Origin of the sequence: Streptococcus sp. SS-4456, from assembly GCF_036680365.1 — a bacterium.
Classification (GTDB): domain Bacteria; phylum Bacillota; class Bacilli; order Lactobacillales; family Streptococcaceae; genus Streptococcus.
Window position 1 is genome coordinate 1 of record NZ_JAVIHI010000046.1, and the last position, 15,278, is coordinate 15,278.

A 15,278-nucleotide genomic window follows, 5' to 3' on the forward strand; every position below is an offset into this window, starting at 1 on the left:
ATGTTCATCTGCTTTCTATACTGAGTTGGGGAATTCTAGTATATCAGACGAACATGTCTTTTTTGTTGCACTTCATTTTACAACACGGGTTCTTAATCAATTTAAAATCAGAAAATAATTCTAAGTGGACGAATTTTTTCAGTATTCTTCTGATTTTGATGATTGGCTTTACAATCTTTAAACTTTGGAAGCTATGGATTGAAAAAATAAATAATGTGTTTACAAGTTCGGATGAAGTCAAGGAGTACATGAGGAAGTGGATTAATAAGCCTGGCCAAACAGTTATTGTAACTCGAGATATGTCCTGGATAGCAACAGGTGATGAAATATATAATATTTTGTTGGATAAGGCTGAGAAAAAAGAGCTAACTATAGTGTTGGAAGAAACAAGAGAATCTATAAATAACCTTAAAAATTCAGGAGCTAGGGTCTTGGAATATAAAAAATTAGGTTTTACACCAAAAACACGATTCACATTTATTCATTATGGTACAAGTAATCCTAAAGTTGCAATTGGTTATCCAGATGGAGATACGCATAGAATTAAAGAATTTGAAAAAAGTGGAACTATAGAATATTCCTTAGCTGAAGATTTATTGAAATTGCTGGAGAATGTGAGTGTAAAATGAAAATAACTAACCCCAAAAATAATCAGGATATTGCAAAAGAGTGGGATAACATTGCAATAATAAGAAAAAATCAGATTGAGAGCAAAAAAGATACCAGTTTTCATAAAATATTACTTCCGAACTTTTTAAAGGAGTTGAATAAGATTGATAATTTATCTGAAAAAAAATTGATTGATTTAGGGTGTGGATCAGGGTATTTAACAAATTATCTTTCGTTATCTGTAAAAGATACCGTTGGTATAGATATAAGTGTAAAAAATATTGAATTAGCAAAAGAAAAATATTCGAAAAATAATCTAAGGTTTTATAATTTTGCAATAGAGGATTTTCAAATCGATCGCTATGATATTGGTGTTGCAAATATGGTTTTAATGGATACTATGAATCTTGAAACCTGTATTAGCTCTATTAGTAATCTACTAAATAACAATGGTAATTTTATTTTTTCGATAACTCACCCCTCTTTTTGGCCAAAATATTGGAAGTATGAGGAAGAAAGTTGGTATAAGTACTCTAAAGAGTTAATTATTGAGGCAGAGTTTAGAATAGCAAATGAGGTCACTAACTATAGAACTACCCATATACATAGGCCTTTAGAGACATATATAAATTTATTGAGTAAATACAATTTTAAAATTGAGAGTATTTCTGAACTTCCGAATAATGATAAAGATAGTTATCCGAGATTTTTGATAGTGAATTGTAAAAAAGAAAGAGGATAAAATTTTCCGTTCCGCAGTATCATTCTAATATCACATTTCTCCCTTTCGTCCATTATTATAGAAGAAAGCTCTCAGCACACATTGAGTGTGTTGCTCTGCTCGTAAAAGCCTAGAAACCTTGGAACGAAAGGGATAATGAAAAGCCTTGATTCAAAGTCTTTTGATTTTCGCAGCAACAGGGCTGATTTTGCTTGCCCTTTACCAGATTGCGAAGATGCTTGGAAGCTTATTTGTCATTAGATTAATCGGATTTTTAGCTTTCACAGAAGTCTATAGGATTTACCTCTTTTTTACAGAACGATACCTCTATGTGGAAGATTTATCCACCAATGGTATTTTTAGCTTTACCACTTTCTATATTGGGTTCAATGTGCTACTTATATTCGGACTTGTGGTCAAAGTGATTAGAAGTCGGATAGCATAACTAATAGAGGTTGTGAAAAACTCAAATTTCCGCCTTGCTGTTGAAAATTGGACAAAATAAAGTGGCTTAGAATCAACGTTTTCTAACGACGTTACTCTAAGCCATTTACTATTTTTAAGACTTTTTGCCCAGCCTCTTTCAGATGTTTATTCAATATTGACGTGTTATTCTGATAAATTGTTTTTTAGTAATTCAAGTTCTTCAGATGTTAAATCAGAGATTAATAGCTTGATTTTCTCGCTAGGTGAAACTTTTTCAGATAGCATCTGATTGAGTTTGTTACGTATTATTGGTTCATTAATAGTTTGTATTTCAATTTTAGTTTGTTCTATTAATGTAGGGGAAATAGTTGGTTGATTAAGGATATTTATGATTTTATTTAACTTACTTTGAGCAAAACTTCCATAGATATCACTTGTCTCCATTTCCTCATATATTATTCGTTGTATGTTTTTAGCAAAGGTATCAACTTGCTTTGAAATCACTTTTCCGTTATATTCTTTTAGTGAAATCACATTATGATTTTTTATATCAGATAAAATAAATGGGGAATGGGTTGTAATAATAAACTGAAAAGTTGCATTTTGATAAGAAGGACTTGCAGTATCTAAAAAGTAAGTACAGCATAAACTTAAGAGTTGAACCATTTTATTTGACCAAGAGGGATGGAACGATTCATCTATTTCATCTATTAAAATTATATGGTTCCCACTTTCAGCATTTGAAATCAATTCAATTAATTGTCCTAAAAATTGAATTAAATTTTCTTCTCCTGTAGACGATAGTTCATGTAACTTAAAAAATAAATTATCTTCAGGAAATACAACGATACCTTTAGAGTTTATTTTATTACAATGCAGAAGCTTTCTATATCCCATTAGAAAATCGTTAATCTCTTTTGTTTCTGATGAAAAATCTATAATGAATGAGTTATTATCTACTTCTAAGTGGTCAGAAGTTTTCCATAATAATTGCATTGCTTTTATTGAAAAATTAATAAAATCAGTAATTTGGTAGTTGTTATCTATGTTTACTTGAGGAAATTTATGTCTAAAATAATCTTGTAAAATTTTAGAAGTTTCATCAGTTTTAAGATATAAAATATCTATTTGAATACTTTGAAAGTTCAAAGCTAGATATTTATGAATTTGTTTTAAAAGTAGATCCTCAAGTTCTTCGTTCCAAAAATAGTATCCTTCCTTCAAGGTAAGCATTAAATTTATAAGAAAAGCAACTATTTGATTTATGAACCGATGTGATAAAGAATTGTAACTATTTGTACGGAAACGACTTAATAAGATTTTATTGATTCTTTCATCATAAATATCTTTTTCTACTAACAAGAGCTGTATATTTTTAACCATGAAATTTTGTTATATTGTAGACGAAAAAGAGGATGAACCGATGTACGTATGTAAATATTGTGAAAATGTTTAAAAAAATGCATGTAGCTAAAAAATGGTTACATGCATTTTGTTCATGCGTACGTCGTGGTTAATATTTCAAAAGATATTTACAGTGGCAGAATGTATTTGATATAATTACTATATCAAGGAGAAAAGATGAAGCAAATTTTCAAGTTTATTATAGGAATAATAATCCTTCTCTTTCTAATCTATGGTTTTCAGTCGCTTTCTCGTCTTGAGGAAGATGTTGGACAGTCGGCTCAAGAGGATAAAAAACAAGAATTATTTCATCAAAATAAGGATGTTTTTGCCTGGCTGACAGTAGATGGGACCGAGATTAACTATCCGGTTGCTCAGCACCCTAGCGATGATAGCTATTATTTATCGCATGATTTGGATGATAATGAGACTTATTATGGAGCGATTTTCACTGAGTTAGTTAATTCAAAGACTCTGGAAGACCCAGTTACGATTATTTATGGTCACGCTATTACTGATGATTCCATGTTTGGTTCTTTAGATTATTTTGCCGACGAAAAATTTTTTAAAGATCATTCTTTGATAAGTATTGAGACGGCTGATAAGCAGTATGAATATGAGATCATGGCAGCGCATCGATATACAGATGACCATTTATTTCATACTTATGCATTAGGAAGCAAAGAAGGACTTAGCCATTACATCATGACTTTGAAAGACAGAGTGATGACCTATGGCGGATCTTATCGCCAGCTTCCTGTAGACCTTGCAGAGGATAAATTCTTAATTTTATCAACTTGCGATGCAGTAACTGATACTCAAAGATATATTGTCACTGCACGTTTATTTTCGATACGAGAAAGGAAAGTTTAATGCAGACTATTTTTAACATATCAAAGTTTTGGAGACTAGCTGCTGGTTTGTTGTCTCTGGGAGTGGGACAAAGACTTTTTCTGACAGGAGTTGTGTCCCCTTGGACCGAGGACATGTCAATATCTGTGGTTTTATTTGTCTTTAGTTTTGTATGTTTAGGTCTAGGGTTGGTCTTGATAATACCGATAGGTCTTACTTACTACAAACAATATCACTCAGATAGCCGTCTCCTGAAATCTTTGGGAACTTATTTTTTAGCGACAGTTTTATTGGGACTTATGATAGGGATTGTAGGCCAACTCTTATATGACTATACGAACTTGTCTTATACGGAAATTAAGACAGGTATGTGGGCTATAACATCTTTTTCACATAATATTCTTAAAGTTACCCTTTGTTTTGCTTTGGTCAGCATCTTTAAAAAGTTACCTATGAGGAGTCGTAAACAACACTTGATACTACCGATAGTAGGGAGTTGTATTTTAACCATTTTAAGTATAGCTTTCTCTCTTTGGTTACCAGAGTTAGCTTCAGTTCTACTATCTATCGTGGATATCCTTATCATTATTGTGACACTTTATTATTTCATTTATCATAATTAGGAGATTATTTATGAAAAGACTTCATAAAGTCATGAATTGGCTGTTGTTAATAACGATGCTTATCGTCAATAGTCCTTTGATTTATGCGGAGGAGATAACACGAGTTATTGACCAAACACAAGCTGAGCAAGCCTATCAAGAAGCTGTGACAGAAGCCACTACTCAGACAGTTGGTTCTGAAAATGCCAATACAGAAAAACCTGCTTCTGAACAGACGGGGTCTTCGACCAAAAAAGAGGACGGAGATGCCATTCAACAACCTAAAGTGACGGACGGGGCTAACCTTGAAGAAGCAGCTTTAAAAGCACAATATGGAGAGCCAGTTGCTGTCAGTGGGCAGGAACAGCTTTTTCGTGTTGATGATACTAACTTTGTAACTTACATCGGCAGTGATGTGAAGACCTACATTGATCAAGATGGAGTAGAAGTTCCAGTTGACTTATCACTTTATTCTTATCATGCCAATGGGCAACACTATTATCTCCCTAAAGAATCTCCAGTGGGGGTAGTGCTTCCTAGTGAAGTTAAAGAAGGAACTCCGATTGATATTATCCATAAGGATGAGAAAATTTCCCTCTACCCACTTGATAAGACCTACGATCAAGCGACGGTTGAAAAAAATGCCATTCTGTATAACAACGTTGAGGGCAAAACTGACGTCCAATACACTGTTCAGTCTAACGGGGTTAAGGAAGAAATCGTCTTGGCTGAATGGGGTGGAAAAAATAGCTTTACCTATGGGCTAGATGCATCGGCTTATGATGTGTCTTTAGAAGATAATCAAATCCTTGTCAGAGAAAAAGGGAAATCAACAATTCTCTTTGTTTTAACAGCTCCTATGATGGTGGACAATGCTGGAGAATCCAGCACAGCACTGACATTGGATTTAAAACAAACTGAAAAAGGGTATGAAGTTATCTTGACGGCTAGTGAAGAATGGTTATCTTCTAAAGAACGTCAATATCCTGTTCGAATTGACCCGACCATCACTGTCCCTCGTGAGAAAATATTAGATGTCGTTACTTCAACCGTGCATGGTCAATACCAAGGCTATGCTTATGGTTACGTTGGCTACATGACCAACTTGATGATAGGAGTGCCAGAAGCTAAAGATATCGGACGCTCTCGGATGTATTTCAAAATCAACTATGATTTCAAGAAAAACATCCCTTCTGAAGCACGGATTGACAGTGCGACCTTTAACCTCTATCAGTATACTGCTCCAGGCTCTATGGGGACTCAATTTGGTGCCTATAGACTAAAACAAGACTTTGATATTAATCATTTAACTTGGAATAATTCTGTTGGTTTAGAGATGGAAATTGCAGGAGCCAATGCCATCAGTGCTAAAAAAATCGGTATGCACAACTTTGATATCCGTGAAACAGTTATTTCTTGGGTTCAAGGTTTAGAACCGAATTACGGTTTGGTTATTGCGGCTACCGATGAGGATGCAGATGGTGGAGCATTCTATACGACAGAAGCTACGGCAGATAATGCAGGTCAAATCGGCTTTACACCAGATAAGGCACCGTCTCTAACCATCAATTGGTCTGTGCCAGATCCTGTAGATGTCAACTATCCAATCGGGAATACCACCATAAATCTTCGGACGATGGTCAAAACTGATAAAAAGGGGCAACTTCAGTTCCAAGGAGTTTTTGCGGATGGTTTAACCACACCTGGTGCACAGGTGGATTATAACTTGAGTGACGCTTCAAAAAATTATCAGGGACAAAATTCCGCAAGTTTCTCCTACAAGTATCCAGATAGTAGTCCATTTGATTCAGCTTTTGAAAAAGGAACAACCAAATATAAGGACAAGCTTTCCAACTGGCAAACCCAGGTGCCATTTACTGAACCTGAGTTAAATAAGGTGTATACCATTTATGCCGAAAGTAAAAAGGATGGGCAAACCAGTGGTAAGAAATCGAGTGACACCTTCCTAATTTATAAGGTTACTCAATATGATACGCTACCTAAAATAGCCAGTTATTATGGTGTACCATTGAAGCAAATTGCTTTTGATAACCGCATTCAGGATATGTTGGTTGTTAAAAATAATACCCTCTTTATCCGTAATCCCAAAAAGAATGTAAATAAACCTTATAATCCACCTGCCCTAACAGATGATGTCAAAAAAGATGTCGACATGCTTTTGATGGGACGTGGCCTTCACTGTGAGTTTGGTTTTGAACCCATTAATATTAACACGGGTAATTTTTATCTAGATCGGACCGATGTAACGATTCGTGATGTGAATGATGAATTCGAAATTACTCGCTTCTATAATTCTAAAGCTGCTGGTATCAACAGTCTCTTTGGCCGTGGTTGGTCCTTTGCCTTTAATGAACAGCTGTCTAGTGATGAGGACCAAAACATTTACTATACTCGTACGGATGGTTCTATCCTTAAATTCACCAAAGATGGCGATAAGTATGTGGCTCCTGTGGGTTATGACTTGAGTCTTGAGGTTAAGACTGTTGAAACCAAAGAAGGTGATTTCGGCGGTGAAGAGAAGGAAACATACGATGTCAAAGAGTATCGTATTACCGATACGGAACAACAAGAAAAAGTCTTTAATTTCCACGGTCTTCTGACTAGTCAGACAGACGAAAAAGGCAATCAAACTACTTTTGATTATAATGAGAACTTCCAACTAACCAAGATTACATCCCCTACAGGTTTAGTTTTTGGGCTTACTTATAACGAAGACGGCTACATCGGCTCTATTCAGGTTCCAAATGGTTCCACTCTTTCTTATGAGTATGACGATAACGGGCACCTCATTACTTATACAGATGCAACAGGTGTTCCAACCCGTTATGAGTATGATGATAAGGGACTCATGACAGCTTGGTATGATGGGAATGGAACAAAGGTTATCCAAAATGAGTACGATGACCAAAATCGTGTTGTCAAACAAACCGATGGCACAGGTGCAGTGTCCACTCTTGCTTACAGTGATGGTCAGACCGTCACGACGGATGCTAATGGCAATCAAACAACCTATAATTATGATGACCAATATCGTACAACGGGAATTGTTTATCCAGATGGTACCAGCATTTCTAAGACCTATGATGCGAATAACCGTTTAGCGAGTGAGACTAATGAACTTGGTCAAACGACTAGCTACACTTATGATTCGAACGGAAATATCTTAAGTGAGACCCGTTTTGATGGTGCAGTGAAGTCATCTACTTATGATGAACAGAATCATCTCTTATCTGTAACAGATTTTGGTAGTGAAGTAACCAAGCATCGTTATGATGACAAAGGGAATCTTCTTCAAACGACCTTACCAGATGGTTCGAGCATCTCTTACGAGGTGGATGGACAAGGACGTATTGTATCCACAACTGATGCGGCAGGTAACACGACTAGTTTTGCTTATGAAGGAGCTAATCTTGTTAAGATTACCAACCCATTGGGTGGAGTATCAACTCTTACTTACAATGCCCATAATCAAGTAACTGGCATCACCAATCCTCGTGGAGGAACCACCACCATTACCTACGATGCAGAAGGTCGCAAGCTCAGTGAAAAGGATGCAGATGGTGTTGGAACGACTCATACCTTTGACCAGGCGGGCCAAGTAATTGGTGTAACCGAAGGCAATGGCAATACCACCACTTTTGCTTATGACGGTTTCGGACGCAAGATTAGTGCATCAAATGGTGAAGGTGGAACCTATACCTATACTTATGACGGTGTGGGGAATCAACTATCCCTGACCGATGCGGAAGGTCATACAACGACTTACAGCTATGACAGCCGTGGCCGTCTACTGAGCGAAACAGATGCACTTGGACAAACCATTACCTACCAACATGATGGCATCGGCCGTGTCGTTACACGAACAAATGAAGCCGGAAATAGCAGTAGCTTCACCTATGATGACCGGAATCAAGCTGTCAAGACGATCACGGATGCTCTTGGTCAAGTAACAGAGAATACCTACGATGTTTCTGGTCACTTAACGGACGTGATCTATCCAATCGGTACGAAAACACAGACTACCTATGATGTCATGGGGCGTGTCCTGTCTTACACTGATGAAGCAGGGCAGACGGTTTCTTATACCTACGATTCTGTAGGGAATAAACTAACAGAGACCAAGGAAGATAAGACGACTAGCTATAACTATGATGTAGCAGGAAATGTGACTAGCATCACGTATCCAGACGGCACGAAAGTTACTTACAAACTAGATGCTATGGGCAATATCCTGTCCATGAAGGATGCCTTGGGTCAGGAGACAACTTACGAGTATAGCCCCGCAGGCCGTCTTATAGCAACTGTCAATGCCCTTGGTCATCGAACAAGCTACACTTATGATGGTAACGGCAACCAAAATAGTGTCACTGATGCCGCAGGCTACACAGCTTCTAGCACCTTTACAGGACAAAACCAAGTCGCAAGTGTCACAGATGGATTAGGCAATCAAACAACTTTTGCTTATAACCAGATGGAGCAGTTGTTAGAGGAGGTTGATGCTCTTGGTGGAAAGACAAGCTATGCCTATGATGCTTTAGGTCACCCAATTGCAGTAGTGGATGCCAATGGTCATACCACTAAGATGAGCTACACGCCAACTGCTCAACTGAAAGAAGTTATTCTCCCTGATGGGTCAAGCGTCACTCAAGAGTACGATGCCTTAGACCGTCTCGTCAAACAAACTCATTCGAGTGGTCTTATCACAGAGTATACCTATGATGCGGCAGACCGCCTTCTGACAAAGAAAGACAATCAGAATCTCAACGAGGTTTACACCTATGATAAGGTTGGGAATAGACTGACTTTGACAAATAGTCTTGGGGAAGTAACCAAGTACAGTTATGATAGTGACAATCAGCTCACTAAGGTAGAGTATGCGGATGGGACTAGCGAGACCTTTACTTATGATGTCATGGGCAATGTTGCGACATCAACAGACCAAGAAGGTAAGACGAAGACCTACCATTATGATGCCAATGGCAACTTGACAAAGACTGTCGATCACCTCAAGCGTGAGACATCTTACAGCTATGATGCGCTGGACAGAGTTGTAACAGAAAAAGACCCCGAAGGCAATACGATGACCTATGAGTACGACGTACTCGGCAATCTTTCTAAGGTGACAGATGCCAATGGTCATGAAAGCCAATATGGCTATGATGCCAATCAGCAACTGGTTCTCTACACGGATCCAAAGGGTCAGGCTACAGCTTTCAAATATGACCCTCTGGGACGTGTGGTAGAGACCCTTGCTCCAACAGGTGCCAAACAAACCTTCACCTATGACGCACTGGGCAACCGCCTAACAGAAACTACAGGCGAAGGCAATACAACTACCTTTACCTACGACAGTTTGAGCCGTCTAGCAAGCATGAAACGCCCTACAGGTGGCGAGACGACATATACCTATGATGCGACAGGTAGTTTGGCTAAGGAGACGGATGCCAACGGACATAGCACAAGTTATGTCAACGACCTTTATGGTCGTGTGACCAAGCGGACACTTCCAAACCAAGCAGAGTATACCTACGCTTATGATGGTCTTGGTCGTTTGTCCAAACAAACTGGCCCACAAGGTTTGGCTAAGAGCTATACCTACGATGTTGCTGGTAACCTGACCAAGGAAACTGATCAGTCCGATAGAAGTAATAGCTACACCTATGATAAGGTGGGGCGCCTCTTGACAGCTAAGAATGCCCTTGACCTTGAAACTACTTATAGTTATGATGAGGCAGGAAACCTTGCCAAGTTTACTCGTCCGTCAGGCGCAACCACTAGCTTTGATTACACGACCCTTGACCAACTCAAGACGGTTAAATCGCCAACAGGTCGTGAAATCACCTCAACCTATGATCCAGTTGGTCAGGCCACTAAACAAGTCGTCAATGGAAAACGTGAGACAACCTATACTTATGATCCGAACGGCAATATCCTAGAAGAAACCAATCCTCTAGGCCAAGTCACCAAGCGGACCTACGATGCCCTTAACCGCTTAACCAGCGAGAGCGACACTGCAGGCCAATTGACCATGTATACCTATGACCACGATAACCGTGTGACGAAGGTAATGGATGATGCAGGTGCAACAGCTTCCTTGGCTTATGATGCCAATGGTAATGTGACCAGTGTATTTTCAGGCAGTCAGCGAGTGACAAGTTACACATATGACCTTGAAGACCAGTTACTGACAGCTACACAAGGCACAGGAGATAAAGCCTCAACGTCAAGCTATACCTATGACAGTGTGGGGAATGTCACCTCAGTTACAAATGGCAATGGGAAGGTCACAACCTACAAATATGACCAGTTGTCCAATGTCGTCGAACGGATGACTGCTATGGGGGATAAGGAAACTTATACCTATAATATCGATAACCAACTTGAAGAGGTTACCAAGGCAGATGGGCAGACCATCACTTACGACTACAACAAGCTCGATCAACTCCTCAAAGTAGACTACTCTAAGAAGGAAGATGGTCAAGTCCTCTATACCTATGATGCGGACGGGCGCCGTGTGTCCATGAGTGACCTAACAGGTACGACCCACTATGAAACAAATGAGGAAGGCGAAATCACAGGTGTCCGTCAAGGGGATGGTAGTCTCATCCAGTATGACTATGATGATTATGGCAATATCTCTAAGATGACCTACCCAGATGGTCGTACTGTTTCCTACACCTATGATGAGCTGGATCGTTTAACTTCTGTGACAGATGTCAAAGGAAAGAAAACCACCTACAGCTACAATGAAGCAGGCGATATGACAGAAGTCAAGCGTGCAGATGGTACGAGGAGCTTCTTGACCTACGACAAGGCTCATCGTGTGACGGAGCTTCGCCATGTCGATAAGAAGGATAAGTTGATTTCTAGTTATACCTATGAGTATGATGATGGCAACTATATCACTAAGGAGAGCATTAACCAAGATGGTAAAACCGTAGTTCACGCTTATTCCTACGATACACTAGGTCAAGTGGAGACGATGACGGTATCTGACAAAGCAGGAAAAGAACTGTCTAAACTCTCTTACACTTATGATTTAGCGGGGAATAAACTTACCAGCACGGAAAGTATAGATGGTAAGGAAGAAAAAACGACCTTCAGCTATGATGACAACAATCGCCTAACCAAATTGGAGAATAAGGACGGCATTACCACTTATACTTACGACAAAAACGGCAACCGTACTGCGTCTAAGAAAAATGATGAGAAGCTAGATTATATCTACGACACGGAGAACCGTCTCCTTGCGGTCAAGGACAAGAAAGGTCTTCTGATGGCAGCCCTTTATGACGGCGATGATAATCGTGTCTTCACGGCCAGCCGAAAAGAGGGCAAGAATACCTACCAACTATTTAGTCGAAAACCAAAAGATAAAGGTAAATCTGGTAGAAAATCGCCATATACCGCACCAAATGGAGAAGAAAACTCTCTCTTCTGGTATGGTTTCAGCCAAAATGTGCTACAGGCTCTTTCAGCACTTCCACAGACTGTAGGAACCATCTGGCATGAGATCTTCGATGATGTCTCAACAGCCTATCATCAAAAAGTGGCTAAGGATAGAGCCACTAAGGAAGGCCTTGTGGTTAATCCACCAGATTTGGGCAATCTCCCAGGCGATGGAGAAGTGACTTATGCCAGTCAAGTGCAGGATGTTCTCATTCCATACACTACACGAGAAGACACTTATCATTACTATGAAGAGCGTAATTATGTCAATGACATCAATCGGGAATACACCGAAGTTCTTCAAACCTATGACCATGATCTGAAAGCTCGTGAAACCTATACCTATGGCAATGGCAGAGCTAGCTATCTTGATAATCAAGAAGATACGAACTACAACTACCTTACCAACCAGTCAGGTTCGGTGACAGGCTTGACTCAAGATGGAGAAGTTGTTGCTTCAAGCACTTATCATCTCTACGGCTCAACGAAAGAAACGACTGATACGACAGGCAACCCTTATGCTTATAACGGGGAGGCGAGAGATGTCACAGGTCTTGATTATCTAAGAGCGCGTTACTATGACAGTCAAGCAGGAACCTTCTTAACAGAAGATAGTTATCCAGGTGAGCTAACCACACCATTGACACAGAATGGCTATGCTTACGTGTCCAACAACCCAGTCAACTACACCGACCCAAGTGGGCACTTCTTTAAGAAATTGCTTAAGGGAGCAGGTAAGTTATTGACGAAGGCCAAAAATGCAGTTGTTAATTTTGCGAAAAATACTGCAAGGGCTGTCGTTAATGTTGCTAAGAAGGCATACAATATCGGTCGAAATATTGTTAATACAGTTGTTAACACAGCTAAAGGAGTTGTTAACTGGGCGGGTACTCAAATCAATAACGCTAAGAACTGGGCAGTTCAGCAGTGGAATAACTATCAGTCTGCACCAAGCTATCAGGCCTCATCAGGCAGTTATGGTGGAGGATACCACTCTCCAAGTAGCAGCCATACCTATGTTCAGCAACAACAGGCTCAAGCTAGAGCCCAAGCTGAGCAACGCCGTCAGCAACATATTCGAGACGAGTATAGCCAGTCAACAGGAATCAAGACGACACCTAAGACACGAGAAGCTAAGAGCATGTTCCGTAACTGGGGTAAAGCCCTTAAGGAAATGTACACGCATGTGTGTAAAACAGCTGAACGTGTTAAGAAACAAGTTGCCAACTACGTTAAGAAAATCGACTGGAAGAAGGTAGCTGTCACAGCTGGTGCTATTGGTGTTGGTATTGCCCTTACCGTAGCTACCGGTGGTCTAGGTGCTCCAGTAGCGATGGCTATTGGAGGAGCTGCCTCTGGTGGCATCATATCAGGATATGATGCTTATAGCTCTGGACAACGCGGTTGGGCTCTAGCTGGTTCTGCACTTAAAGGAGCAGGACTAGGGGCTATTACAGGTTTTGTTGGTGGTCAATTTATTGGAGCAGGAGCCAATGTAGCAGCCAATGTGACGCAAAACATTACAAACCAGACAGTTCGTCATGTTGTTAGTGCAGGTGTTGAAGCTGGTGTTGAGACCGCCATAGATACGGGTATCTCCGTTGCGACAGGGAATCCAATTTCTCTTAAAAATGTCGTGACAGACTATGGTCTCAATCTCATTACCAATGGCTCAGGCAGTGTTTCAAGTAAGAAATCTGCCAAAGCAGATGTACCTAAGAATAAGCCGAAATCTGGAGATGTCGAGGTTCTGGATGCAGGGTACCAACATCATCGCCCATTGAAAGATGTCACTCCACCAACAAAATATTCACAGAAATTGTTAGATGGACCAAGAGCCGATACACCAAGACTAGAAGCGCCGAAAAATAGTTCATTAACTAGACCTTCTTGGAGACAATCAGAAATTGATGTTGGTAAGCAATTTTCTGATTATAGCAATCAAAAATCTTATTTAAATGGCCAAGAGGTACCTTATGGAACAAAAGGAAGCGTAAGACCAGAATATTATAATAATAACCATAGTGTAGAGGTGAAAAATTATAACCTAGAAAACAAAAATGGGAAGTATAATTTGGTTAACAATGTCACAAAACAAGTAGAACAAAGGGTGCAGCATTTACCATCAGGAAGTAGACAGACTATCTTTGTTGATATTCGAGGTCAGAATATTTCTGATGATACGTTAAATTATGTTTTTAATAATATCAATAACAAAACTTCAGTTGATGTACAAGTAATATTTAAGAGAGATTAGAAAGGATGATATATGTCTGTAGGATTAATGGTTGGTTATAATTGGTGGACAGTAGGAGAAGGAAGTCTTTTAAATTCATTCTTTTCGACTATATATGTTCGGTTAGAGAATAATAAGTGGGGTAGTAAGTACCCGGTTATAATGAATCAACTTTATTGGGGAAAGATTCCTTTGGAATATGTTGAGATAGGAATAGCAGAGTTGTTATCTATTCAAGAAGAGTTTAAAAAATTTTTACCGCAAGAAATTATATGGGATTTTGAAGATTTGTCAGCCACTCCTCCATGGGGGAATAATATCGCATCCCATATCACAAATTTATCGCAATATTTTGTAACTAGTTCAGGTAGTGATTTATTTGAAGTAATGTTGACTAGTTTTAGATTTGCGATTGAGAAAAATCAAAATGTGATTGTAAAAAGTATTTGACCAACCAGTCAGGTTCGGTGACAGGCTTGACTCAAGATGGAGAAGTTGTTGCTTCAAGCACTTATCATCTCTACGGCTCAATGAAAGAAACGACTGATACGACAGGCAACCCTTATGCCTATAACGGGGAGGCGAGAGATGTCCCAGGTCTTGATTATCTAAGAGCGCGTTACTATGACAGTCAAGCAGGAACCTTCTTAACAGAAGATAGTTATCCAGGTGAGCTAACCACACCATTGACACAGAATGGCTATGCTTACGTGTCCAACAACCCAGTTAACTACACCGACCCAAGTGGGCACTTCTTTAAGAAATTGCTTAAGGGAGCAGGTAAGTTATTGACGAAGGCCAAAAATGCAGTTGTTAATTTTGCGAAAAATACTGCAAGGGCTGTCGTTAATGTTGCTAAGAAGGCACACAATATCGGTCGAAATATTGTTAATACAGTTGTTAACACAGCTAAAGGAGTTGTTAACTGGGCGGGTACTCAAATCAATAACGCTAAGAA

The 15,278-nt window shown here is 39.3% G+C and carries 9 protein-coding genes; 8 read left to right on the forward strand and 1 reads right to left on the reverse strand.

Features of this window, described 5'->3' with window-relative positions; translation table 11 throughout:
• From RFK25_RS09965 to RFK25_RS09975, 3 genes are all read left to right on the forward strand, one after another.
• The coding region (locus tag RFK25_RS09965) for a hypothetical protein (protein WP_332413266.1) at positions 1 to 629 on the forward strand (629 nt) is incomplete at its 5' end.
• Positions 626 to 1,351, forward strand: coding sequence for a class I SAM-dependent methyltransferase (locus tag RFK25_RS09970; protein WP_332413267.1), 726 nt, complete (start codon positions 626 to 628; stop codon positions 1,349 to 1,351). The genes RFK25_RS09965 and RFK25_RS09970, both read left to right, overlap by 4 nt.
• 145 nt (positions 1,352 to 1,496) lie before the next feature.
• Positions 1,497 to 1,775, forward strand: a complete 279-nt coding sequence (locus tag RFK25_RS09975; RefSeq protein WP_332413269.1) for a DUF5966 family protein — start codon at positions 1,497 to 1,499, stop codon at positions 1,773 to 1,775.
• Between the two features lie 164 nt (positions 1,776 to 1,939).
• On the opposite strand, the gene RFK25_RS09980 is transcribed toward RFK25_RS09975, so the two are convergent.
• On the reverse strand, positions 1,940 to 3,139 hold the full coding sequence (locus RFK25_RS09980) for an AAA family ATPase (RefSeq protein WP_332413271.1): 1,200 nt from the start codon (positions 3,137 to 3,139) through the stop codon (positions 1,940 to 1,942).
• Between the two features lie 198 nt (positions 3,140 to 3,337).
• On the opposite strand from RFK25_RS09980, the gene RFK25_RS09985 reads away from it, so the two are divergent.
• The 5 genes from RFK25_RS09985 to RFK25_RS10005 all read left to right on the forward strand — a co-directional run.
• Complete coding sequence (locus RFK25_RS09985) at positions 3,338 to 4,033, forward strand: class B sortase (protein ID WP_332413273.1); 696 nt, start codon at positions 3,338 to 3,340, stop codon at positions 4,031 to 4,033.
• Positions 4,033 to 4,635, forward strand: coding sequence for a hypothetical protein (locus RFK25_RS09990; protein ID WP_318816367.1), 603 nt, complete (start codon positions 4,033 to 4,035; stop codon positions 4,633 to 4,635). Before RFK25_RS09985 ends, RFK25_RS09990 begins: the two co-directional genes overlap by 1 nt.
• 10 nt (positions 4,636 to 4,645) lie before the next feature.
• On the forward strand, positions 4,646 to 14,341 hold the full coding sequence (locus RFK25_RS09995) for a DNRLRE domain-containing protein (RefSeq protein ID WP_332413275.1): 9,696 nt from the start codon (positions 4,646 to 4,648) through the stop codon (positions 14,339 to 14,341).
• A 12-nt stretch (positions 14,342 to 14,353) separates the two neighbouring features.
• Positions 14,354 to 14,770, forward strand: a complete 417-nt coding sequence (locus RFK25_RS10000) for an immunity 70 family protein (protein WP_018378345.1) — start codon at positions 14,354 to 14,356, stop codon at positions 14,768 to 14,770.
• A partial coding sequence (locus RFK25_RS10005) for an RHS repeat-associated core domain-containing protein (protein WP_332413279.1) occupies positions 14,767 to 15,278 on the forward strand: 512 nt, incomplete at its 3' end. The genes RFK25_RS10000 and RFK25_RS10005, both read left to right, overlap by 4 nt.